At 70.1% G+C, this 21,701-nt stretch carries 23 protein-coding genes; 21 read left to right on the forward strand and 2 right to left on the reverse strand.

Annotation, left to right across the window (positions count from 1 at the left end):
• The first annotated feature begins 90 nt into the window (after positions 1-90).
• The 18 genes from rho to OHA30_RS25430 all read left to right on the forward strand — a co-directional run bounded on the left by rho (position 91) and on the right by OHA30_RS25430 (position 18,075).
• Positions 91-2,112: a transcription termination factor Rho gene (gene rho, locus OHA30_RS25345; protein WP_328916177.1), complete on the forward strand. Its 2,022-nt coding sequence runs from the start codon at positions 91-93 to the stop codon at positions 2,110-2,112.
• Positions 2,113-2,347: 235 nt separating this feature from the next.
• Positions 2,348-3,553, forward strand: a complete 1,206-nt coding sequence (locus OHA30_RS25350; RefSeq protein ID WP_328916178.1) for an LCP family protein — start codon at positions 2,348-2,350, stop codon at positions 3,551-3,553.
• A gap of 146 nt (positions 3,554-3,699) precedes the next feature.
• Positions 3,700-3,930, forward strand: coding sequence for a 50S ribosomal protein L31 (gene rpmE / locus OHA30_RS25355; protein ID WP_328916179.1), 231 nt, complete (start codon positions 3,700-3,702; stop codon positions 3,928-3,930).
• Positions 3,931-4,044: 114 nt separating this feature from the next.
• Entirely contained in the window at positions 4,045-5,124 is a 1,080-nt protein-coding gene (gene prfA / locus OHA30_RS25360; protein WP_328916180.1) for a peptide chain release factor 1, read from the forward strand.
• 14 nt (positions 5,125-5,138) lie between these two features.
• The gene (gene prmC, locus OHA30_RS25365; protein WP_328916181.1) at positions 5,139-5,984 is read left to right on the forward strand and encodes a peptide chain release factor N(5)-glutamine methyltransferase; all 846 of its coding nucleotides are present in this window, start codon (positions 5,139-5,141) and stop codon (positions 5,982-5,984) included.
• Positions 5,985-6,189: 205 nt separating this feature from the next.
• Positions 6,190-6,837 carry an L-threonylcarbamoyladenylate synthase gene (locus tag OHA30_RS25370; protein ID WP_328916182.1) on the forward strand — a complete coding sequence of 216 codons (648 nt, stop codon included), beginning with the start codon at positions 6,190-6,192 and terminating at the stop codon, positions 6,835-6,837.
• Positions 6,834-7,493: an arsenate reductase/protein-tyrosine-phosphatase family protein gene (locus OHA30_RS25375; RefSeq protein WP_405785283.1), complete on the forward strand. Its 660-nt coding sequence runs from the start codon at positions 6,834-6,836 to the stop codon at positions 7,491-7,493. The genes OHA30_RS25370 and OHA30_RS25375 overlap by 4 nt, the downstream gene beginning before the upstream one ends.
• A 409-nt stretch (positions 7,494-7,902) precedes the next feature.
• Entirely contained in the window at positions 7,903-9,207 is a 1,305-nt protein-coding gene (locus OHA30_RS25380) for an MraY family glycosyltransferase (RefSeq protein WP_328916183.1), read from the forward strand.
• 378 nt (positions 9,208-9,585) lie between these two features.
• Positions 9,586-10,041: a hypothetical protein gene (locus OHA30_RS25385; protein WP_328916184.1), complete on the forward strand. Its 456-nt coding sequence runs from the start codon at positions 9,586-9,588 to the stop codon at positions 10,039-10,041.
• A 285-nt stretch (positions 10,042-10,326) separates the two neighbouring features.
• On the forward strand, positions 10,327-11,133 hold the full coding sequence (gene atpB, locus OHA30_RS25390; RefSeq protein WP_328916185.1) for a F0F1 ATP synthase subunit A: 807 nt from the start codon (positions 10,327-10,329) through the stop codon (positions 11,131-11,133).
• 69 nt (positions 11,134-11,202) lie between these two features.
• A complete protein-coding gene (gene atpE, locus OHA30_RS25395; RefSeq protein WP_328916186.1) occupies positions 11,203-11,454 on the forward strand; it encodes an ATP synthase F0 subunit C in 252 nt (83 codons plus the stop codon).
• A gap of 38 nt (positions 11,455-11,492) precedes the next feature.
• Positions 11,493-12,041, forward strand: a complete 549-nt coding sequence (locus OHA30_RS25400) for a F0F1 ATP synthase subunit B (protein ID WP_405785280.1) — start codon at positions 11,493-11,495, stop codon at positions 12,039-12,041.
• The gene (locus OHA30_RS25405; RefSeq protein WP_328916187.1) at positions 12,038-12,853 is read left to right on the forward strand and encodes a F0F1 ATP synthase subunit delta; all 816 of its coding nucleotides are present in this window, start codon (positions 12,038-12,040) and stop codon (positions 12,851-12,853) included. The genes OHA30_RS25400 and OHA30_RS25405 overlap by 4 nt, the downstream gene beginning before the upstream one ends.
• A gap of 173 nt (positions 12,854-13,026) precedes the next feature.
• On the forward strand, positions 13,027-14,598 hold the full coding sequence (atpA, locus tag OHA30_RS25410; RefSeq protein ID WP_328916188.1) for a F0F1 ATP synthase subunit alpha: 1,572 nt from the start codon (positions 13,027-13,029) through the stop codon (positions 14,596-14,598).
• A gap of 2 nt (positions 14,599-14,600) precedes the next feature.
• On the forward strand, positions 14,601-15,533 hold the full coding sequence (locus OHA30_RS25415; RefSeq protein WP_328916189.1) for a F0F1 ATP synthase subunit gamma: 933 nt from the start codon (positions 14,601-14,603) through the stop codon (positions 15,531-15,533).
• A gap of 5 nt (positions 15,534-15,538) precedes the next feature.
• Positions 15,539-16,981, forward strand: coding sequence for a F0F1 ATP synthase subunit beta (gene atpD, locus OHA30_RS25420; RefSeq protein ID WP_328916190.1), 1,443 nt, complete (start codon positions 15,539-15,541; stop codon positions 16,979-16,981).
• Positions 16,982-17,121: 140 nt separating this feature from the next.
• Positions 17,122-17,496: a F0F1 ATP synthase subunit epsilon gene (locus OHA30_RS25425; RefSeq protein ID WP_328916191.1), complete on the forward strand. Its 375-nt coding sequence runs from the start codon at positions 17,122-17,124 to the stop codon at positions 17,494-17,496.
• Positions 17,497-17,628: 132 nt separating this feature from the next.
• A complete protein-coding gene (locus OHA30_RS25430; protein WP_328916192.1) occupies positions 17,629-18,075 on the forward strand; it encodes a DUF2550 domain-containing protein in 447 nt (148 codons plus the stop codon).
• Positions 18,076-18,123: 48 nt separating this feature from the next.
• On the opposite strand, the gene OHA30_RS25435 is transcribed toward OHA30_RS25430, so the two are convergent.
• Positions 18,124-19,149 carry a sensor histidine kinase gene (locus OHA30_RS25435; RefSeq protein WP_328916193.1) on the reverse strand — a complete coding sequence of 342 codons (1,026 nt, stop codon included), beginning with the start codon at positions 19,147-19,149 and terminating at the stop codon, positions 18,124-18,126.
• 140 nt (positions 19,150-19,289) lie between these two features.
• Between OHA30_RS25435 and OHA30_RS25440 the strand changes: the two genes are divergently transcribed.
• Both OHA30_RS25440 and OHA30_RS25445 read left to right on the forward strand, forming a co-directional pair.
• Positions 19,290-19,535: an AbrB/MazE/SpoVT family DNA-binding domain-containing protein gene (locus OHA30_RS25440; protein ID WP_328916194.1), complete on the forward strand. Its 246-nt coding sequence runs from the start codon at positions 19,290-19,292 to the stop codon at positions 19,533-19,535.
• Positions 19,519-19,977: a type II toxin-antitoxin system VapC family toxin gene (locus tag OHA30_RS25445; RefSeq protein WP_328916195.1), complete on the forward strand. Its 459-nt coding sequence runs from the start codon at positions 19,519-19,521 to the stop codon at positions 19,975-19,977. The genes OHA30_RS25440 and OHA30_RS25445 overlap by 17 nt, the downstream gene beginning before the upstream one ends.
• An 89-nt stretch (positions 19,978-20,066) precedes the next feature.
• On the opposite strand, the gene OHA30_RS25450 is transcribed toward OHA30_RS25445, so the two are convergent.
• Positions 20,067-20,639 carry a cob(I)yrinic acid a,c-diamide adenosyltransferase gene (locus tag OHA30_RS25450; protein WP_328916196.1) on the reverse strand — a complete coding sequence of 191 codons (573 nt, stop codon included), beginning with the start codon at positions 20,637-20,639 and terminating at the stop codon, positions 20,067-20,069.
• Between the two features lie 162 nt (positions 20,640-20,801).
• On the opposite strand from OHA30_RS25450, the gene OHA30_RS25455 reads away from it, so the two are divergent.
• Entirely contained in the window at positions 20,802-21,650 is an 849-nt protein-coding gene (locus tag OHA30_RS25455) for a 3-hydroxyacyl-CoA dehydrogenase family protein (RefSeq protein ID WP_328916197.1), read from the forward strand.
• The last annotated feature ends 51 nt before the right edge of the window (positions 21,651-21,701 follow it).

Genomic DNA, 21,701 nt, shown 5'->3' on the forward strand with positions numbered 1-21,701 from the left:
CGGATCTGAACAGCGAAGACGCCAGATCCGGACAGCACGACCGGTCGCCGAGCCAGACAGGCCGACGTCCGCTCCAGGGAAGGACCCTTCGTGAGCGACACCACCGATCTTCTGGGCGTGCGTACGGACGCCCCGGACGCTTCCGCCGCGCCTGCTACCGGTGCTGCCACGGCCAGTGCCTCACGGCGACGCCGGTCCGGGACCGGTCTGGACGGTATGGTCCTGGCCGAACTGCAGCAACTCGCCTCCGGTCTCGGTATCAAGGGCACCGCGCGGATGCGCAAGAGCCAGCTGATCGAGACCATCAAGGAGCGCCAGGCCGGCGGCCCGGCCGCGGCCCCGCAGGCGAGTACGGACGCCCCTCCGGCCGAGAAGCCGAAGCGCCGGGCCACTTCGCGGACCCGCCTCGACCAGGCCGCCGCCGAGCCGGCCGCGGCCGCCCCCGCGGCGAAGGCCACCAAGACCGCGCCGCAGGAGTCGAAGCAGATCGAGATTCCCGGCCAGCCGGCCGGTGAGCAGCCCAAGTCGACCGCCAAGGCGGCGAAGGCGGAGACCGCCGTCAAGACGGAGGCCGCGCCGAAGACCGAGCGCGCCGCCGAGACGGCCGCCGACACCGCCGAGGGCCGCGACGCCAAGGGCGAGGCCGGCAAGGGCGGCGACGACCGCCAGGACCGTCAGCGCGGCCAGCGCGGGGACCGCCGTGAGCGCCAGCGTGATCGCCGCAACCGCGGCGAGGAGGGCGGCGCCGAGGGCGGCCGTCCCGGCCGGGACCGCGACCGCGGCGACCGCCAGCAGCCCCCGCCGCAGCAGCAGAGCCAGGGCGGCAGCGGCCAGAGCCAGCAGGGCGGCCCGCAGGACGACGACGAGTTCGGCGACGGCCGCGGCCGGCGCCGCGGGCGCTACCGCGACCGCCGGGGCCGCGGCAACCGCCGCGAGGAGTTCGGGGGCGGCGGCGAGCCGCAGGTCTCCGACGACGACGTGCTGATCCCCGTCGCCGGCATCCTCGACATCCTCGACAACTACGCGTTCATCCGGACCTCCGGCTACCTGCCGGGCCCCAACGACGTGTACGTCTCGCTCGCCCAGGTCCGCAAGAACGGCCTGCGCAAGGGAGACCACGTCACCGGCGCCGTACGGCAGCCCAAGGACGGCGAGCGCCGTGAGAAGTTCAACGCGCTGGTCCGGCTGGACTCCGCCAACGGCATGGGCCCCGACTCGGGCCGCGGCCGTCCGGAGTTCAACAAGCTGACGCCGCTCTACCCGCAGGACCGGCTCCGGCTGGAGACCGACCCGGGTGTGCTGACCACGCGGATCATCGACCTGGTGGCCCCGATCGGCAAGGGGCAGCGCGGTCTGATCGTCTCGCCGCCGAAGGCCGGCAAGACGATGATCATGCAGTCGATCGCCAACGCGATCACCACCAACAACCCCGAGTGCCACCTGATGGTCGTCCTGGTCGACGAGCGTCCGGAAGAGGTCACCGACATGCAGCGGTCGGTGAAGGGCGAGGTCATCTCCTCGACCTTCGACCGTCCCGCCGAGGACCACACCACCGTCGCCGAGCTGGCCATCGAGCGGGCCAAGCGGCTGGTGGAGCTGGGCCACGACGTGGTGGTGCTGCTGGACTCCATCACCCGCCTGGGCCGCGCGTACAACCTCGCCGCGCCCGCCTCCGGCCGCATCCTGTCCGGTGGTGTCGACTCGACCGCGCTCTACCCGCCGAAGCGGTTCTTCGGCGCGGCGCGCAACATCGAGGACGGCGGCTCGCTGACCATCCTGGCCACCGCGCTGGTCGAGACCGGCTCGCGGATGGACGAGGTGATCTTCGAGGAGTTCAAGGGCACCGGCAACATGGAGCTCAAGCTCGACCGCAAGCTCGCCGACAAGCGGATCTTCCCCGCGGTGGACGTCGACCCGTCCGGTACCCGTAAGGAAGAGATCCTGCTCGACCGCGACGAGCTCGCGATCGTCTGGAAGCTCCGCCGGGTGCTGCACGCGCTGGACTCCCAGCAGGCGATCGAGCTGCTGCTCGACAAGATGAAGCAGACCAAGTCGAACGCCGAGTTCCTGATGCAGATCGCGAAGACGACCCCGGGCCAGAACAACGACTGACCCGTACCGTCTCCGCCGGCTGACCGCCCGCGCCCTCCTGACCAGGGAGGACGCGGGCGGTCCGCGTATACGCCCGTCCCCCGGATGGCGCAGCCGGGGCGACGGGCGGACGATGAAAAGTCCGATGCGGAGCGATCGGCCGGCGCGGATCGGAAACGCCGGGACCGCGCGTGAGAACAGGAGCCGTGGGTACCCGCAGGAACGACCCTGAAGGACCACAGAACCGAGGACCGCCATGCGGGACGACCAGCCGCCGGACCCCGGGGGGAAAGGGCCCACGACGCCCGGCCCCGACGGGGCCGCGCCCGGCGGGTCACCCTGGACCGGCGCGAGCGCGCTGGGGGCCCGCAGGGGCCGCAGGAGGCGCCGCGGGCTGCGGGCCACCGCCTGGACGGCCGCCGCGGTGGTGCTGCTGGGCGCCGGGGGAGCGGGCTATGTGTACTACCGGCTCAACGACAACATCCGCAGCGTCGACATCAACGGCGCCCTCGGCCGCAACCGGCCCGCCCCGCTCGGCAACGGCGCGATGGACATCCTGGTGCTCGGCTCGGACTCCCGCTCCGGTGTGAACGCCGAGTACGGCCGCTCCTCCGGCGCACGCTCCGACACCGCGATGATCGTGCACCTCAACAAGGGCCACCGCGCCGCCACCGTGGTCAGCATCCCCCGCGACACCCTGGTCGGCCGCCCGGAGTGCGCCAAGCCCCACGGCGGCGCCGTACCGCCCGAGCAGGACGTCATGTTCAACTCGGCGTACGAGGTCGGCGGCCCGGCCTGCGCGGTCAAGACCGTGGAGCACATGAGCGGGCTGCGGATGGACCACTACATCGAGGTCGACTTCACCGGCTTCAAGCACCTGATCGACGCCCTGAACGGGGTGCCGCTGACCACCACGCAGGCCATACACGACACCAAGAGCCATCTGACCCTGGCGGCCGGCACCCACACCCTGGACGGCGAGCAGGCCCTCGGTCTGGTCCGCACCCGGCACGGTGTCGCGGACGGCAGCGACCTGGGCCGGATCCAGCTCCAGCAGGCGTTCATGAAGGCGCTGATGGACCGGGTGGGCGGGCTCGGGGTGCTGACCAGCCCCACCAAGCTCTTCTCGGTCGCCGACATCGCCACCAGCGCCGTCACCACCGACACCGGTCTCGGCTCGGTCAACAAGCTGATGGGCCTGGCCCAGAGCGTGCAGCACCTGGAAGCCGGTCATGTGCGCATGGTGACGCTGCCCGTGCGGTACTCGGCCACCAACCCGAACCGGGTGCTGCCGATCGACAGCCGGGCGGCGATGGTGTGGGCCGCGCTCAGGGCCGACAAGCCGGTGCCGGCCGCCGCGACCAAGGGCACGGCCGGTGACGAGCTCAAGGCCGGGAAGGTCGTCAAGGGCCCGGTGGCCCCGTCCCCTTCCACCCGTTCCCCCCGCCCGAAACACCGCTGACCTGGGAGAACGGCCGGGGGAATTATCCCGCCCGCCCCCTGGTTTTGGGAGATGCGACCAGTCCTGGCAGACTGGACCGCTGGCCCCGGTTCACGTGACGCAAACCCGTGGCACGACCCGGCGCCCTCCCGATCCTAGGAGCATCCTTGAAGCGCGAGATTCACCCCGAGTACGTCGAGACCCAGGTCACCTGCACCTGTGGCGCCTCGTTCACCACCCGCAGCACCGAGAGCAGCGGCCAGATCCGCGCCGACGTGTGCTCCGAGTGCCACCCGTTCTACACGGGCAAGCAGAAGATCCTCGACACCGGCGGCCGCGTCGCCCGCTTCGAGGCCCGCTTCGGCAAGGGCAAGGCCGTCGGGGCCGGCAAGAAGTAGCGACCCGAAAGCGCCGGTCTCCGGTCGCCCCCTCCAGGGCGACCGGACCGGCGCTTTGTCGTCCCGTGCCGCACCGGCCCGGCAGCCCGTACTTCTTCCACCCAGGGATTCTTCATGTTCGAGGCGGTCGAGGAACTGATCGGCGAACACGCCGACCTCGAAAAGCAGCTTGCCGACCCCGCGGTGCACGCGGACCAGGCCAACGCGCGCAGGCTCAACAAGCGTTACGCGGAGCTGACCCCCATCATCGCCACCTACCGCTCCTGGCGGCAGACCGGCGACGACATCGGCACCGCCCGCGAACTCGGCGTCGACGACCCGGAGTTCGCCGCCGAGGTCAAGGAGCTGGAGAAGCAGCGCGAGGAGATCACCGAGCGGCTGCGGCTGCTGCTGGTGCCACGCGACCCCAGCGACGACAAGGACGTGATCCTTGAGGTCAAGGCGGGCGAGGGCGGCGAGGAGTCCGCGCTGTTCGCCGGCGACCTGCTGCGGATGTATCTGCGCTACGCCGAGCGGGTCGGCTGGAAGACCGAGATCCTCGACGCCAACGAGTCCGACCTCGGCGGCTACAAGGACGTCCAGGTCGCCGTGAAGGCCCGCGCCAGCCATGAGCCCGGACAGGGCGTCTGGGCCCGGCTGAAGTACGAGGGCGGCGTCCACCGCGTGCAGCGGGTGCCCGCCACCGAGTCGCAGGGCCGTATCCACACCTCCGCGGCGGGCGTGCTGGTCACCCCCGAGGCCGAGGAGGTCGAGGTCGAGATCGGCCCCAACGACCTGCGGATCGACGTCTACCGCTCCTCCGGTCCCGGCGGCCAGTCCGTCAACACCACGGACTCCGCGGTACGCATCACCCACCTGCCCTCCGGCCTGGTCGTCTCCTGCCAGAACGAGAAGAGCCAGCTGCAGAACAAGGAGTCGGCGATGCGCATCCTGCGCTCCCGGCTGCTGGCCGCCGCCCAGGAGGAGGCCGAGCGCGAGGCGTCCGACGCGCGCCGCAGCCAGGTCCGTACGGTCGACCGCTCGGAGCGGATCAGGACGTACAACTACCCGGAGAACCGGATCTCCGACCACCGGGTCGGCTTCAAGGCGTACAACTTGGACCAGGTGCTCGACGGGGATCTCGACGCGATGATCCAGGCTTGCGTGGACGCCGACTCGGCCGCGAAGCTGGCCGCCGCCGGCGACGGCGTCTGAGAGGGGAAGCGACAGTGAACCTGCTGCTCGCCGAGGTGGCGCAGGCCGCTCAGCGACTCGCCGACGCGGGCGTGCCCTCGCCGCGCTTCGACGCCGAGGAACTGGCCGCGTACGTCCACGGGGTCAAGCGCGGCGAGCTGCACAGCGTGCCCGACCCGGAGTTCGACGCGCGCTACTGGGAGGCCGTGGCCCGCCGCGAGGCCCGTGAACCGCTTCAGCACATCACCGGCCGGGCCTTCTTCCGTTATCTGGAACTCCAGGTCGGCCCAGGGGTGTTCGTGCCCCGCCCGGAGACCGAGTCGGTGGTCGGCTGGGCGATAGACGCGGTACGGGCGATGGATGTCGCAGAGCCGCTGATCGTCGATCTGTGCACCGGCTCAGGCGCGATCGCGCTCGCGCTGGCGCAGGAGGTGCCGCGCTCGCGGGTGCACGCCGTGGAGCTGTCGGAGGACGCCCTGGAGTGGGCCCGCAAGAACGTCGCGGGCAGCAAGGTGGATCTGCGGCACGGCAACGCGCTGGCGGCCTTCCCCGACCTCAACGGCCAGGTGGACCTGGTGATCTCCAACCCGCCGTACATCCCGCTCGGCGAGTGGGAGTACGTGGCGCCCGAGGCCCGCGACCACGACCCCGAACTCGCCCTGTTCTCCGGCGAGGACGGCCTGGACACCATCCGCGGCATCGAGCGCACCGCGCACCGGCTGCTGCGGCCCGGCGGAGTCGTCGTCATCGAACACGCCGACTCCCAGGGCGGGCAGGTCCCCTGGATCTTCAAGGAGGACGCGGGCTGGGCGGACGCGGCCGACCACCCCGACCTCAACAACCGCCCCCGCTTCACCACGGCCCGTAAGGCCACGCCGTGAACCCCCCGGGGGCCCGGGGGCCGCTCCCCGGGCCGGCACAGCACCACGGCCCGCAGGGCCACGCCGTGAACCCGCCGGGGGCCCGGGGGTCGCTCCCCGGGCCGGCGCAGTACGACGGCCCGCAGGGCCACGCCGTGACGACGGCACCGATGTGTCCCACGACGGCACACGCACAGGCACAGCAGCAGCTTCTGGAGGTCAGCTCATGGCACGGCGATACGACTGCTCCGACGCGACCGACCGGGTCACCGGCCTGCGCGAGGCCACCTCGGCGATCAAGCGCGGCGAACTCGTGGTGCTGCCCACGGACACCGTCTACGGCATCGGCGCGGACGCCTTCGACGCCCAGGCGGTCGGCGACCTGCTGGAGGCCAAGGGCCGCGGCCGCGCGATGCCCTCGCCCGTGCTCGTCGGCTCCCCGAACACCCTGCACGGCATCGTCACCGAATTCTCCGAGCAGGCGTGGGAGCTGGTCGACGCCTTCTGGCCGGGCGCGCTGACCCTCGTCGCCAAGCACCAGCCGTCGCTCGCCTGGGACCTGGGCGACACCCGCGGCACCGTCGCCGTACGCATGCCGCTGCACCCCGTCGCGATCGAACTCCTCACCGCCACCGGGCCGATGGCCGTCTCCAGCGCCAATCTGACCGGCCACCCCTCACCGCAGGACTGCGACGCCGCCCAGGAGATGCTGGGCGACTCCGTGGCCGTCTACCTCGACGGCGGGCCCACGCCCGCCGCGATCCCGTCGTCCATCGTCGACGTCACGGGCAAGGTGCCGGTACTGCTGCGGGCCGGGGCGATCAGCGCGGAGGAGCTGCGCAAGGTCGTGCCCGACCTGGAGGAGCGCAGTTGACGACGCCCGACGGGCGTGCCATACGGAGTTTCCCCGGCCTGGCGGCCATCCCCGGCCAGGGCGGTGACGCCTTCCGCGTCCTGCACGTCTGCACCGGCAACGTCTGCCGCTCGCCGATGGCCGAGCGGCTGATGCGGCACGGCCTGTCCCGGCGGCTCGGCGACGCGGCCGCCGGGATCGTCGTGGAGTCCGCGGGCACCTGGGGTCACGAGGGCGCGTCGATGGAGGCGGACGCCGCCGCCGTACTCCTCGAACACGGCGCCGACCCGGCGGGCTTCACCGGGCGCGAACTCCTCGACGACCATGTCATCGACGCCGACCTCGTCCTCACCGCCACCCGTGACCACCGCAGCCAGGTCATCTCCATGGGCCACGCGGCGGGTCTGCGTACCTTCACGCTCAAGGAGTTCACCCGTCTGGTGCGGGCCATAGACCCCACCACGCTCCCCGACGGCAGCGTCATCGACCGCGCCCGCGCCCTGGTGCGGGCCGCCGCCGCGCTGCGCGGCTGGCTGCTGGCGCCCAGCCCCGACGCGGACGAGGTGCACGACCCGTACGGTGCCCCGATCGGGTACTTCCGCAGCATCGGCGACGAGATCCACACCGCGCTCGACCCGGTCGTCACCGCGCTGACCGGCATCCCCGCGACCGTCTAGGGCCGTGGCCGGAAAGGTTTGCCTGGTTCGCGGCGTCCGGTGCGGTGCATCGCAAGGCGGAGAATCGCCCTCGTACTGGGCGTACTCGGGTGACTTCGACAACGCAGCGAGGTGCCGTGCAGGGCGTCGCGAAGCGGTGAACCTTTCCGGTCACGGCACTAGGGCCGCTTCCGGCACAGGACACCGCCCGTCCCCGGGACGGGCGGGACAGGCCGTAGCGGTCCTGTGACAGGGCGCGGCCAAACTTGTTTCCTGCCCGCTGTGAACCCCGTGCAACCCCGTGGGCTCCCTGTGAGTCTTAGCGGGTGTTCGCCGTCTCGGCCCGGCCACCACTAGGGTGTGACGCTGTGAGGAACCCCCGGACGTGTGCGCAGCGCTGCTACGCCCCCGAGAGCTTCGGAGGCCGCGTGTGCGCGAGTACCTGCTGACCCTGTTCGTGTCCGCGGCGGTCACCTATCTGCTGACCGGCCCGGTACGGAAGTTCGCCATCGCCGCCGGTGCCATGCCCGAGATCCGCGCCCGCGACGTGCACCGCGAACCGACCCCGCGGCTCGGCGGGATCGCGATGTTCGGCGGGCTGTGCGCGGGACTGCTGGTCGCCGCCCATCTGAGCAACCTCGGAGACGTCTTCAACCTCTCCAACGAGCCGCGCGCGCTGCTGTCCGGCGCCGGGCTGATCTGGCTGCTCGGCGTCCTGGACGACAAGTGGGGCGTGGACGCGCTGATCAAGCTCGGTGTGCAGATGATCGCCGCCGGCGTCATGGTCCTGCAGGGCCTCACGATCCTGTGGCTGCCCGTGCCGGGCGTCGGCACGGTCGCCCTGACCCCGATCCAGTCGACGCTGCTGACCGTCGCCCTGGTCGTGATCACCATCAACGCCGTCAACTTCGTGGACGGTCTGGACGGCCTGGCCGCGGGCATGGTCTGCATCGCCTCGATCGCGTTCTTCATGTACGCGTACCGCATGTGGTACGGCTATGGCATCGAAGCGGCCGCTCCCGCCACGCTGTTCAGCGCGATCCTGATCGGGATGTGCCTCGGCTTCCTGCCGCACAACATCCACCCGGCGCGGATCTTCATGGGCGACTCGGGCTCGATGCTGATCGGCCTGGTGCTCTCCTCGGGCGCGATCTCGATCACCGGGCAGGTCGACCCGGACGCCATCACCGACTTCACCGGATCGACCCGGGAGACCGTGCACTTCATGGTGCCGGTCTACATGCCGCTGCTGCTGCCGCTGACGATGATCGCGATTCCGGCGGCCGACCTGGTGCTCGCGGTGGTCCGCAGGACGTGGAAGGGCCAGTCGCCGTTCGCCGCGGACCGGGGGCATCTGCACCACCGGCTGCTGGAGATCGGGCACTCGCACAGCCGGGCCGTGCTGATCATGTACTTCTGGGCGGCGCTGTTCGCCTTCGCGGCGGTGGCGTTCTCGGTGAACTCCTCCAGCCTGTGGATCGTGATGGTGATCGTCGCGCTGAGCGCGATCGGCCTGGTCGTCCTGCTGCTGCCGCGCTTCAGGCCGCAGACCCCGAGCTGGGCCGAGGGCGTCGTACCCCCGCGGTACCGCCGCAGGCGGCGCAGGATGGCGGCCGCCGCCGCGGCGGCCGAGCGGGAGATGCGCTCCGCGGACCGGCCGGCGCTCAACGGCGCGACGGCGATCGGGGATCGGCCCCGGCTGCCCGAGCGGCGACCGGTGGACAGCCGGCAGTAGCCGTGGCCGTCCGGCGGTGGTGACTCCGCTGTCAACCGGCGGTCGCCTTCCGCGGTCTCGGCCGTACGGTCTCGGCCGTACGGTTCAACTCACCCCGTTACGCGGCGTGTCCATAGTCCTCCCATGTGACAGGCAGCACATCTGCATGGTAAAGACCGCATCAAATACTTTGTGATACCGTTCACGAAAGCCGGGACGTAGCCGAAGACCAGGGTGGACGCACACAGCGCTGGTCCGGCGGCCGTGACCCTCCCGTACCCCACCGCGGGACGAGGGGGTCTTACTCGGCGGTACCCTCTGATCGACACGACCGACCAATGGGTCATCGCATCGTTCGTCACGCGCCACCCGCCCCCGAACCACGCCGGAGCACTCCCCATGCAGCACAACGACGCCCGAATTCTCCGGGGCGCGGCGGTCATCGCCGCACCTGTGGGAGTCGTCGCCACCGTTGTCAGCGCGCTCGCCGCAGGCGAGAAGGGCCTGATCGGCGGCCTGGTGGCGCTGGTCGTGGTCGCCGTCTTCTTCGGCCTCGGTTCCTGGGCGCTGATGCGGATCACCGAGGACAAGCCCCAGGTCGTGATGACGGCGGGGATGCTCGTCTACGCCGTGCAGATTCTGCTCATCGGCGTCTTCATCATCGTCTTCAGTCACACCACGCTCTTCAACGGCCGGGCGTTCGCCCTCACTCTGCTGGTGACCACACTGGCCTGGGTGGGCGGGCAGGTGCGCCACAGCCTGACGAGCCGGATGCTCTACGTCGATCCCCAGCCGTCCGCGCCCGCCAAGGAGGAAGCGCCCTCGGTCAAGACGGGGTCTCACGATGGGGCATAAGGGGAGGGTAAAAGGGCCTGGTAGCCATCTGCTATCGTCCGGAATCGCATCTGGACGCGGAGGCCCCCTTCCCCAGGGAATGGTGCTGCCCCCGCGCCCAGCGGTGTACTCGGACTCAAGACCGCGACTGCGGCACGGAATCCAGGTGCCCGGTCTTCGATGCAGGCTCCCAGCGGATCGCGGTGGCTTCGCCACGCCTCGTTCGCAGTGCCGACCAGCGGCCCCAGCAGCCGCGCTGACACACAAGGTTGCAGTTACTTATGCGTCACGACGAAGGAGTCACGGGTGAGTGCCCACACGCTGCTCGCTGAGAGCGGATGTCACATCCAGCATGACTGTGCATTCCCCGCGCCGGGCCTCAACTCGTTCGACTTCAAGCCGATCTTCAGTATCGGAAGCTTCGACTTCACCAAGCCGATGCTCCTCGCGATCATCTGCATGCTGCTTGTCGTCGGATTCTTCTGGGCGGCGTTCAACAAGCCGAAGCTGGTCCCGGGGAAGCTGCAGCTGGTCGGTGAGATCGGCTACACCTTCGTCGCGAAGAGCATCGCCCGCGAGGTGATCGGCAAGAAGGGCGACAAGTACGTCCCCTTCCTCACGTCGATCTTCTTCTTCGTGTGGATCATGAACGTGATGTCGATCATCCCGGTGGCGCAGTTCCCGCCCACCTCGCGCTTCGCGTTCCCGGTCGGACTCGCCGCGCTGGTGTTCGTCACCTACATGTACCTGACGTTCAAGACGCACGGTTTCCGCCGCGGCATCAAGAACCTGGTCTGGATCGACGGGCTGCCCAAGCCGCTCGTGCCGCTGATCGTGCTCCTGGAGTTCATCCAGAACGTGATCACGCGGCCGTTCACCCTCGCGGTGCGGCTCTGGGCCAACATGTTCGCCGGTCACATGCTGATCGTCATGTTCAGCGTCGCCAGCTGGTACCTGCTCACCCCCTCATTCCTGTCAGCCGTCGCGGGCGGTTCCTTCGTCCTGGCGATCGGTATGACGGCCTTCGAGGTGCTGATCCAGTTCCTCCAGGCGTACATCTTCACGCTGCTCGCTTCGATCTACATCAGCGGGGCGCTTGAAGAGGGTCACTGACCCTCCCCTCCCATCAGACCTCCACTGGGAAGCCCCCCAGCGGACCGCATCACAAAGGAAGACAGGAAGATGTCTGCCGAGCTTGTCAACCTCGCCGCGAACACCATCCAGATCAAGGGCAACCTGGGCGCCGTCGCCTACGGTCTCGCCGCCATCGGCCCGGGCGTCGGTATCGGTCTGGTCTTCGGCCACTCGATCGAGGCCATGGCCCGCCAGCCCGAGGCCATGCCGATCATCCGTACCAACATGTTCCTGGGCTTCGCCCTCTGTGAGGTGCTCGCGCTCCTCGGCCTGGTCGTGCCCTTCATCTTCTCGGCCTGACCTCGGCCGGCCAGCCACACTCGACGAAAGGTTGAGACATGATGACCTTCCTGGCGGAAGAGGGGGCGCAGAATCCGCTCATCCCCGACACCGCGGAACTGATTGTCGGCCTGCTCTGCTTCTTCATTGTCTTCGGGTTCCTCGGAAAGAAGCTCCTGCCGAACATCCAGAAGACTCTGGACGAGCGGCACGACGCCATCGAGGGTGGTCTGGAGCGTGCGGAGAAGGTCCAGGCCGAGGCCAACCGGACGCTGGAGGAGTACAAGGCCCAGCTCGCCGAGGCCCGGCACGAAGCTGCCCGGATCACCGAGCAGGCCCGTGAGCAGGGCGCGGTGATCATCGCCGAGATGCGCGAGGAAGGCCAGCGTCAACGCGAGGCCATCGTCGCCGCCGGCCACGCGCAGATCGAGGCCGACCGCCGTCAGGTGACGGTCACCCTCCGCCAGGAGGTCGGCCGTATCGCCACCGACCTGGCCGGCCGGGTCGTCGGCGAGTCCCTTGAGGACTCCGCTCGCCAGAGCCGGGTCGTGGACCGCTTCCTCGACGGGCTTGAGGAGACGGCGTCCGCCGCGGGGGCCGGCCGATGAATGGAGCCAGCCGCGAGGCACTGGCTGCCGCGCGCGAGCGGCTGGACGCGCTGACCGACAGCGCTTCGGTCGACGCGGCGAAGATCGCCGGGGAACTGGCCTCCGTCACGTCGCTGCTGCACCGCGAGGGCACCCTGCGCCGCGCCCTGACCGACCCGGCGCAGTCCGGCGAGGCCAAGGCGGGACTGGCTCAGCGGCTGCTCGGCAACCAGCTCGGCGCCGACAGCATCGACCTGGTGATCGGCATGGTCAGGTCCCGCTGGTCGCAGCCGCGTGACCTGGTGGACGCCCTGGAGGAGCTGGCCGACGACGCCGACCTGATCGCCGCCCAGCGGGCCGGCGCGCTGGACGACGTCGAGGACGAGCTGTTCCGCTTCGGGCGGATCGCCGCGGACAACGCGGACCTGCGTACCGCGCTCACCGACCGGGTGGCCGGCCGCGAGGCCAAGAGCGGCCTGCTGCACACGCTGCTCGGTGGCCGCGCCCAGCCGGTGACCGAGCGACTGGTGACCAGGCTGGTCACCCAGCCGCGAGGACGTAGCCTGGAGAGCGGGATCGCCGCCCTGTCCAAGCTGGCCGCCGCTCGTCGCGGCCGCGTGGTCGCGGAGGTGGTCTCCGCGATTCCGCTGAGCGACCAGCAGAAGCAGCGTCTCGGCTCCGCGCTGGCCAGGATCTACGGCCGGCAGGTGCATCTGAACCTGGACGTGGACCCCGAGGTCCTCGGTGGTGTCCGGGTACGGATCGGCGACGAGGTCATCAACGGCTCCATCGCCGACCGCCTCGACGAGGCGTCGCGGCGGATGGCCGGCTGACCGCGACCGGCGACACCAACTCAACAAGCACTGACGGCCCGAGTTGGGCCGACGAGTGACCTGGGGGCCGGCAGCGGCGGCAGGCAAGGAACCCCGCGGCGGCCGCTGCAATGGAACACAGCCCCAGACCCCCAAGAAGACTTCGGGCCCAACAAGGAGAGCAGGGAACCCAGATGGCGGAGCTCACGATCCGGCCGGAGGAGATCCGGGACGCGCTGGAGACGTTTGTCCAGTCGTACCAGCCGGACGCCGCCTCGCGCGAGGAGGTCGGCACGGTCAGCGTTGCCGGTGACGGCATCGCGAAGGTCGAGGGTCTGCCCTCGGCCATGGCGAACGAGCTGCTGAAGTTCGAGGACGGCACCCTCGGTCTCGCCCTCAACCTCGAGGAGCGCGAGATCGGCGCGATCGTCCTCGGCGAGTTCAACGGAATCGAAGAGGGCCAGCCGGTGCACCGCACCGGTGAGGTGCTCTCCGTCGCGGTCGGCGAGGGCTACCTGGGCCGGGTCGTGGACCCGCTCGGCACCCCGATCGACGGCCTCGGCGAGATCGAGACGGACGGCCGCCGCGCCCTTGAACTGCAGGCCCCCACGGTCATGCAGCGCAAGTCGGTGCACGAGCCGATGCAGACCGGCCTCAAGGCCGTCGACGCGATGACCCCGATCGGCCGCGGTCAGCGTCAGCTGATCATCGGCGACCGGCAGACCGGCAAGACCGCCCTGGCGATCGACACGATCATCAACCAGCGCGACAACTGGCGTTCCGGCGACCCGCAGAAGCAGGTCCGCTGCATCTACGTCGCCATCGGCCAGAAGGGCTCCACCATCGCCGGCGTACGCGCCGCGCTGGAGGAGGCCGGCGCCCTGGAGTACACGACGATCGTCGCCGCCCCGGCGTCCGACCCGGCCGGCTTCAAGTACCTGGCCCCGTACACCGGCTCGGCCATCGGCCAGCACTGGATGTACCAGGGCAAGCACGTGCTGATCGTCTTCGACGACCTCAGCAAGCAGGCCGACGCCTACCGCGCGGTCTCCCTGCTGCTGCGCCGCCCGCCGGGCCGTGAGGCGTACCCGGGCGACGTCTTCTATCTGCACTCCCGCCTGCTGGAGCGTTGCGCCAAGCTCTCCGACGACCTGGGCGCCGGTTCGATGACCGGTCTGCCGATCGTGGAGACCAAGGCCAACGACGTGTCGGCGTTCATCCCGACCAATGTGATCTCCATCACCGACGGCCAGTGCTTCCTGGAGTCGGACCTCTTCAACGCCGGTCAGCGTCCCGCGCTGAACGTCGGTATCTCGGTCTCCCGAGTCGGCGGTTCGGCGCAGATCAAGGCCATGAAGGGCGTCTCCGGACGGCTCCGCGTGGACCTCGCCCAGTTCCGCGAGCTGGAGGCGTTCGCCGCCTTCGGTTCCGACCTGGACGCGGCCTCCAAGGCGCAGCTGGAGCGCGGTCAGCGCATGGTCGAGCTGCTGAAGCAGGGCCAGTACGCGCCGTACGCGATCGAGGACCAGGTCGTCTCCATCTGGGCCGGCACCACCGGCAAGCTGGACGACGTACCGGTCGAGGACGTGCGCCGCTTCGAGCGCGAGCTGCTCGACTACCTGCACCGTGAGCACAAGTCGCTGCTCACCGCGATCGTCGAGACCGGCAAGCTGCCGGACGAGACGGTCGAGGTGCTCACCGACGCCGTGGCCGCCTTCAAGAAGCAGTTCGAGACGTCCTCGGGCGCGCTGCTGGTCGAGGGCTGATCATGGGCGCTCAGATTCGGGTCTACAAGCGCCGGATCAAGTCCGTCACCGCCACCAAGAAGATCACCAAGGCGATGGAGATGATCGCGGCCTCGCGCATCGTCAAGGCGCAGCGCCAGGTGACCGCTTCCTCCCCGTACGCCAAGGAACTCACCCGCGCGGTGACGGCGGTGGCGACCGGCTCCAACACCAAGCACGCCCTGACCACCGAGGCGGAGAACCCGACCCGGGCCGCGGTCCTGCTCATCACGAGCGACCGCGGTCTGGCCGGCGGCTACTCGTCCAACGCGATCAAGGCGGCCGACCGGCTCATCGAGCGGCTGCGCGCGGAGGGCAAGGAGGTCGACTCCTACCTCGTCGGCCGCAAGGCGGTGGCCTACTACGGCTTCCGTGAGCGCGAGGTCGCCCAGTCCTGGACCGGCTTCTCCGACAGCCCGACGTACGCCGACGCCAAGGCGGTGTCGACTCCGCTGATCGAGTCGGTGCTGGCCGAGACGGGCGACGGCGGCGTGGACGAGCTGCACATCGTCTTCACGGAGTTCGTGTCGATGATGACGCAGACCCCGGTCGACCGGCGGCTGCTGCCGCTGTCGCTGACCGAGGTGTCGGCCTCCGGCGGCAAGGACGCTCAGGACAGGCCCAAGGGGCAGGCGCTGCCGCTCTTCGAGTTCGAGCCGTCGGCGGAAGGCGTGCTCGACGCGCTGCTGCCGCGGTACGTCGAGAGCCGTGTCTACAACGCGATGCTGCAGGCCGCCGCTTCCGAGCACGCGGCCCGCCGCCGTGCGATGAAGTCGGCGACCGACAACGCGGAAGACCTCATCAAGTCGCTCACGCGGCTTGCCAATGCGGCCCGACAGGCCGACATCACCCAGGAAATCAGCGAGATCGTCGGCGGTGCCAGCGCTCTGGCCGATGCGAACGCGGGGAGTGACTAACCACTATGACCACCACTGTTGAAACCGCTACGGCCACCGGCCGCGTGGCGCGGGTCATCGGCCCGGTCGTCGACGTGGAGTTCCCCGTCGACGCGATGCCCGAGATCTACAACGCGCTGCACGTCGACGTGGCCGACCCGGCCGAGGACGGCAAGCTCAAGACGCTGACCCTCGAGGTCGCGCAGCACCTCGGTGACGGCCTGGTCCGCACCATCTCGATGCAGCCCACCGACGGTCTGGTCCGCCAGGCCCCGGTCACCGACACCGGCAACGGCATCACCGTGCCCGTCGGCGACGTGACCAAGGGTCGCGTCTTCAACACCCTCGGCCAGATCCTGAACGACCCCGAGGCGGAGAGCCAGGTCACCGACCGCTGGACGATCCACCGCAAGGCCCCGGCCTTCGACCAGCTCGAGTCCAAGACCGAGATGTTCGAGACCGGCCTGAAGGTCGTCGACCTGCTGACCCCGTACGTCAAGGGCGGCAAGATCGGTCTGTTCGGCGGTGCCGGTGTCGGCAAGACCGTGCTCATCCAGGAAATGATCATGCGTGTGGCCAAGCTGCACGAGGGCGTTTCCGTGTTCGCCGGTGTCGGCGAGCGCACCCGTGAGGGCAACGACCTGATCGCGGAGATGGAGGAGTCCGGCGTTCTCGACAAGACCGCGCTGGTCTTCGGCCAGATGGACGAGCCCCCGGGCACCCGTCTGCGGGTCGCGCTGGCCGGTCTGACCATGGCGGAGTACTTCCGCGATGTGCAGAAGCAGGACGTGCTGTTCTTCATCGACAACATCTTCCGCTTCACCCAGGCCGGTTCCGAGGTCTCCACGCTGCTCGGCCGTATGCCGTCCGCGGTGGGTTACCAGCCGAACCTGGCGGACGAGATGGGTCAGCTCCAGGAGCGGATCACCTCGACCCGTGGTCACTCGATCACCTCGATGCAGGCGATCTACGTCCCCGCGGACGACCTGACCGACCCGGCCCCGGCGACCACCTTCGCCCACCTCGACGCGACGACCGTGCTTTCGCGGCCGATCTCGGAGAAGGGCATCTACCCCGCGGTGGACCCGCTGGACTCCACGTCCCGCATCCTGGACCCGCGCTACATCGCGCAGGACCACTACGACTGCGCCATGCGCGTCAAGGGAATCCTGCAGAAGTACAAGGACCTCCAGGACATCATCTCCATCCTCGGTATCGACGAACTCGGCGAAGAGGACAAGCTCACCGTCTTCCGCGCCCGCCGTATCGAGCGCTTCCTGTCGCAGAACACCCACGCGGCGAAGCAGTTCACCGGTGTCGACGGCTCCGACGTGTCGCTGGACGAGTCCATCTCGGCCTTCAACGCGATCGCCGACGGTGAGTTCGACCACTTCCCGGAGCAGGCGTTCTTCATGTGCGGTGGCCTGGAAGACCTCAAGGCCAACGCGGCCCGGCTCGGCGTCAACTGACCCGGGAAGCCCCGTACCCGTGAGAGGGGGGCGCCGGCGCCCCCTGGTGAAGCCCAGGGGCGTCCGCCCCCCTCTCGCACCCCTTATTCTGTGTCCTACGCACCTCTCGCAAGCGGTGGGTGCCGAACCGAGGAGCCGTCTTGGCCGATATTCACGTCGAGGTGGTGGCCGCGGACCGCAGCATCTGGTCCGGGGAGGCCGCCATGGTCATCGCCCGTACCCTGTCGGGTGACATCGGCATCATGCCGGGCCACCAGCCGCTGCTCGGTGTGCTGCAGTCCAGCCCGGTGACGGTACGCACCAGCGACGGCGGCACCGTCGTCGTCGCCGTGCACGGCGGGTTCATCTCCTTCGCCGACAACAAGCTCTCGGTCCTGGCCGAGGTCGCCGAGCTGTCCGACGAGATCGATGTCGCGCGGGCCGAGCAGGCGCTCACCCGGGCCAAGTCGGAGTCCGACGAGGGCGGCGAGCGCAGGGCCGAGGTCAGGCTGGCCGCCGCGGCGGGCGCGCACTGACCGCACACCGGCGCAATCCCGCACCACCAGGTGCGGCACGCAGGACCACGGCGCCGCGGACCGCCCTTCGGGGTGGTCCGCGGCGCCGATAGCAAGGGCGGCAACCATTCCTAGGTGAGGAGGTCGGTGGACATGTTCCTCACCTTGGACGTGGGCGGCGGGGTCATCGCCGCTGTGCTGCTGGGACTTTTCCTCCTCGGGCTGCGCAGGCGGCTCATCCAGCGCCCCGGCGGCACCTTCGACTGCAGTCTGCGGCTCGCGCCTCCGGAGGACGCCGAGCCCGGCGGCAAGGGCTGGGTGTACGGGGTCGCCCGCTACAGCGGTGACCGGGTCGAGTGGTTCCGGGTCTTCTCCTACGCCTTCCGGCCGCGGCGGTCGCTGGACCGGCCGGCGATCGAGGTGCTGGGCCGCAGGGACCCGCAGGGTTCGGAGGAGCTGGCGCTGCTCTCGGACGCGGTGGTGCTCGCGTGTGCCCACCGGGGTACGCGGCTTGAGCTGGCGATGAGCGACGACGCGCTCACGGGTTTTCTCGCCTGGCTGGAGGCGGCTCCGCCCGGTCAGCGCGTCAACGTGGCGTAGCGGGCTCTTTCCCCCTCGGCGCGGCCGCGTACGGGCGGTGGCGCGACCTCATGGGTGGGACCGAGACCGGGAGCCGACGGGCGGCGTTGTCGACCCCCGGTCGTCCCGGGGAGGTCCCCGCAGCCTAGAAAGGTCTGGACCACCGGTCAAGAGGTCTGGACCAAACCGACCTCCCGGGCCAGTACCGCGGCCTGCGCCCTGCTGCGCAGCCCCAGCTTGGAAGGTCAGGCCGGTGCTCTGCGCGGTCCGCGCGTGGTCGACGAGGGTGTCCACCGCGTCCAGGCTGGGCGCGGTGGTCGGTACGGGGTCGCCGCCGGTGTCGGAGTCCCGCAGCAGGCCGATCAGCCGGCGCATCTCGGCCAGGCCCAGCACGCTGTTCTCCCGGATGACGCCGAGGGCGTCCCTGGCCGGGCCCTCGCGCGGGTCCACGCTCAGCGCGGCCGTGGAGTGGATCGCGATGGCCGACAGGTGGTTGGCCACCAGGTCGTGCAGTTCGCGGGCCATCCGGGCCCGCTCGGAGGACACCGCCTCGCGCCGGTCCAGCTCGGCCAGCAGCGCGGTCTGCTCGGCCCGCAGCGTCGCCGCGTCCGCGGCGTCCCGGTGCTGGCGGACGATCAGCCCGGTCCAGGCGGGCGCCACCAGGATCAGCGCGGCGATCAGCCCGCCCACCAGCGCTTCCGGGTCGAGCCGGACCGCGGCCAGCGTCACGGTCGTCACCGAGGTGAACGCGACGGCGAGCACGGGTACGACACGGGCGGTGCGGCGGGAGCCGTACAGCACGGCCGCGTACACCACGTCGGTGAACATCACCACGGTGACCAGCAGCGAGCCGATCACCATGTCCACGCACACCGCGAGGAAGCCGGCCGACAGCGCCACGGCGGGCCCGGCGCGGCGGTACGCCTCGCAGGCCGCCATCACGCCCAGCGGCAGCAGCGTCAGCCAGGTGTGGTTCTCGCCGGGGTGGTGTCCGTCCGTCACCCGCCCGAACACCCACATCACCAGCCCGCCGAGCAGTCCGGCGCCCGCGATCACCAGATCGTCCCGCGCCGGCCGCCCCACCCTCGCACCCATCCCCCCATCACAACACGCCCCCCACCTCCCGCGTCGCCCCCAGGGACGACTCCACGGGTACATCGAAAGGGGGATGGCCGGGCGCCGGGCCCTGGCTAGTATGACGTGGTAGGCGTATTACGTAGGAAGAGGAGGGTGGGATGAAGCTCAACGCGAAGGGTCAGCTCACGATCCCGGCCGCGCTGCGCGCGAAGTACGGGATGCACGAGGGCGACGAGGTCGATGTCATCGAGGAGGGCGGTGCCCTGCGGATCGTGCGGGTGGCCGGGACGGGCAGCCATGGGGAGCGGCTGGCGCGGCGGCTGCGCGGGAGCGCCACGGCCCGGGACCTGCGGGGAATGACGACGGACGAGCTGATGGGACTCCTGCGTGGCGACGACGAATAGGGCGCTGCGGGTGGTCGGGGAGGGGCCCTCAGGACGCGGTCCGACCACGCTGGTCGACTCCTGCGTGTTGTTCGACCTGGTGCTGGACGACCCGGCCTGGGGGCAGTGGTCGGCCACCGCCCTGGCGGCGGCCGCCGACGAGGGCCCACTGGTGATCAACCCGGTCGTCTACGCGGAGGTGTCGGTCGGCTTCGACTCGGTGGAGGTCCTCGACTCGGTGCTGCCCGCCGCCGACTATCTGCGCGAGGAACTGCCGTATGCGGCGGGCTTTCTGGCCGGCAAGGCGTTTCTGCGCTACCGCAGGTCCGGCGGTGCGAAGACATCCCCGCTGCCGGACTTCTACATCGGCGCCCACGCGGCCGTGTCGGGCCACCGGCTGCTCACCCGTGACAAGGCCCGCTATGCGACGTACTTCCCGACGATCACCCTGATCGCGCCCTGACCGCTGATTCCCTCACGATCGTGGCCGCGACCTACAGCATCTGGCCGAAGCGCGAGCCCGGCTGACAGTCCCTCGGGGTCCTGTCGGCCTCAGCGGTTCTCGCCCGGGACCCACAGGATGTCGCCCTGCTCGCGGTTGGCCGTACGCGCCAGGATGAACAGCAGGTCGGAGAGCCGGTTGAGGTAGGTCGCCGTCAGCGGGTTCATCGTCTCCGCGTGCTCGGCCAGCGCGGCCCACGTCGAGCGCTCCGCCCGGCGCACGATCGTGCACGCCTGGTGGAGCAGCGCGGCGCCCGGAGTGCCGCCGGGCAGGATGAAGCTGCGCAGCTTGTCCAGGTCGGCCAGAAAGCGGTCGCACTCCGCTTCGAGCCGGTCCACGTACGACTGCTCGACCCGCAGCGGCGGGTACTTGGGGTCGGGGACCACCGGCGTGGCGAGGTCCGCGCCCACGTCGAAGAGGTCGTTCTGGACGCGGACCAGGACCTTCACCACGTCCGCGGACAGCCCGCCGAGCGCGAGGGCCACCCCGAGCGCCGCGTTCGCCTCGTTCGCGTCGGCGTACGCGCCGATCCTCGGATCCGTCTTCGCCGTACGGCTCATGTCGCCCAGCGCGGTCGTGCCGTCGTCGCCGGTGCGCGTGTAGATGCGGGTGAGATTGACCATGCGGCGAGCGTAGGCCCTGCCGGGCCGGTCCGCCCGTCCCCAACTGTGCGACCAACGACACACGGTGACGCACCCGACATCATGCTGCGCCCGGTGGTGAACGGGCGTTAGGGTCCGGCCAGATACCCCAACGACGGATACTTCAATGGAGAGGTGTGTGCCGTGGCGAAGAAGCTCGCCGTCATCGGAGCCGGCCTGATGGGCGCCGGAATCGCGCAGGTGTCCGCCCAGGCGGGTTACGAGGTGGTCCTGCGGGATGTCACGGACGAGGCGCTGGCGCGCGGCCGCGACGGAATCCGGGCGTCGTACGAGAAGTTCGTCGCCAAGGGCAAGCTCGCCGCCGAGGACGCCGAGGCCGCGCTCGCCCGGATCACCACCACCACGGACCTGGACGCCGTCGCGGACGCGGACCTCGTGGTGGAGGCGGTCTTCGAGAAGATCGAGGTCAAGCAGGAGATCTTCCGTACGCTCGACCGTCTGGTGGGCGACGACACCGTTCTGGCCTCCAACACCTCCGCCATCCCGATCACCAAGATCGCCGCGGCCACCGAGCGCCCGGAGCGGGTGGTCGGCACGCACTTCTTCTCGCCGGTCCCGCTGATGCAGCTGTGCGAACTCGTCCGCGGCTACAAGACCAGTGACGACACCCTCGCCCGCGCCCGGGAGTTCGCCGAGGGCGTCGGCAAGACCTGTGTCGTCGTCAACCGCGACGTCGCCGGCTTCGTCACCACCCGGCTGATCTCGGCGCTGGTCGTCGAGGCGATCAAGCTCTACGAGTCCGGGGTCGCCTCCGCCGAGGACATCGACCTGGCCTGCAAGCTCGGCTTCGGCCACGCGATGGGCCCGCTGGCCACCACCGACCTGACCGGCGTGGACATCCTGCTGCACGCCACCGGCAACATCTACACCGAGTCGCAGGACGAGAAGTTCGCCCCGCCGGAGCTCATGCGGCGGATGGTCGACGCGGGCGACCTCGGGCGCAAGACCGGTCAAGGGTTCTACCCGTACTAACCCGCGTCACTCGGACGAGTGAATTCGGTATCGGTTCGCCCACAGACGGCA

It is taken from the genome of Streptomyces sp. NBC_00223 (assembly GCF_036199905.1).
In the GTDB taxonomy this organism is placed as follows: Bacteria; Actinomycetota; Actinomycetes; order Streptomycetales; family Streptomycetaceae; genus Actinacidiphila.

What these genes read in the sequence shown, in the direction of transcription:
- OHA30_RS25350 (WP_328916178.1), top strand. Translation starts at nt 2,348, where the DNA reads ATGCGGGACGACCAGCCGCCGGACCCCGGGGGGAAAGGGCCCACGACG.
- prfA (WP_328916180.1), top strand. Translation starts at nt 4,045, where the DNA reads ATGTTCGAGGCGGTCGAGGAACTGATCGGCGAACACGCCGACCTCGAA.
- OHA30_RS25370 (WP_328916182.1), top strand. Translation starts at nt 6,190, where the DNA reads ATGGCACGGCGATACGACTGCTCCGACGCGACCGACCGGGTCACCGGC.
- OHA30_RS25385 (WP_328916184.1), top strand. Translation starts at nt 9,586, where the DNA reads ATGCAGCACAACGACGCCCGAATTCTCCGGGGCGCGGCGGTCATCGCC.
- atpE (WP_328916186.1), top strand. Translation starts at nt 11,203, where the DNA reads ATGTCTGCCGAGCTTGTCAACCTCGCCGCGAACACCATCCAGATCAAG.
- OHA30_RS25400 (WP_405785280.1), top strand. Translation starts at nt 11,493, where the DNA reads ATGATGACCTTCCTGGCGGAAGAGGGGGCGCAGAATCCGCTCATCCCC.
- OHA30_RS25405 (WP_328916187.1), top strand. Translation starts at nt 12,038, where the DNA reads ATGAATGGAGCCAGCCGCGAGGCACTGGCTGCCGCGCGCGAGCGGCTG.
- atpA (WP_328916188.1), top strand. Translation starts at nt 13,027, where the DNA reads ATGGCGGAGCTCACGATCCGGCCGGAGGAGATCCGGGACGCGCTGGAG.
- OHA30_RS25415 (WP_328916189.1), top strand. Translation starts at nt 14,601, where the DNA reads ATGGGCGCTCAGATTCGGGTCTACAAGCGCCGGATCAAGTCCGTCACC.
- atpD (WP_328916190.1), top strand. Translation starts at nt 15,539, where the DNA reads ATGACCACCACTGTTGAAACCGCTACGGCCACCGGCCGCGTGGCGCGG.
- OHA30_RS25430 (WP_328916192.1), top strand. Translation starts at nt 17,629, where the DNA reads ATGTTCCTCACCTTGGACGTGGGCGGCGGGGTCATCGCCGCTGTGCTG.
- OHA30_RS25435 (WP_328916193.1), bottom strand. Translation starts at nt 19,149, where the DNA reads ATGGGTGCGAGGGTGGGGCGGCCGGCGCGGGACGATCTGGTGATCGCG.
- OHA30_RS25440 (WP_328916194.1), top strand. Translation starts at nt 19,290, where the DNA reads ATGAAGCTCAACGCGAAGGGTCAGCTCACGATCCCGGCCGCGCTGCGC.
- OHA30_RS25450 (WP_328916196.1), bottom strand. Translation starts at nt 20,639, where the DNA reads ATGGTCAATCTCACCCGCATCTACACGCGCACCGGCGACGACGGCACG.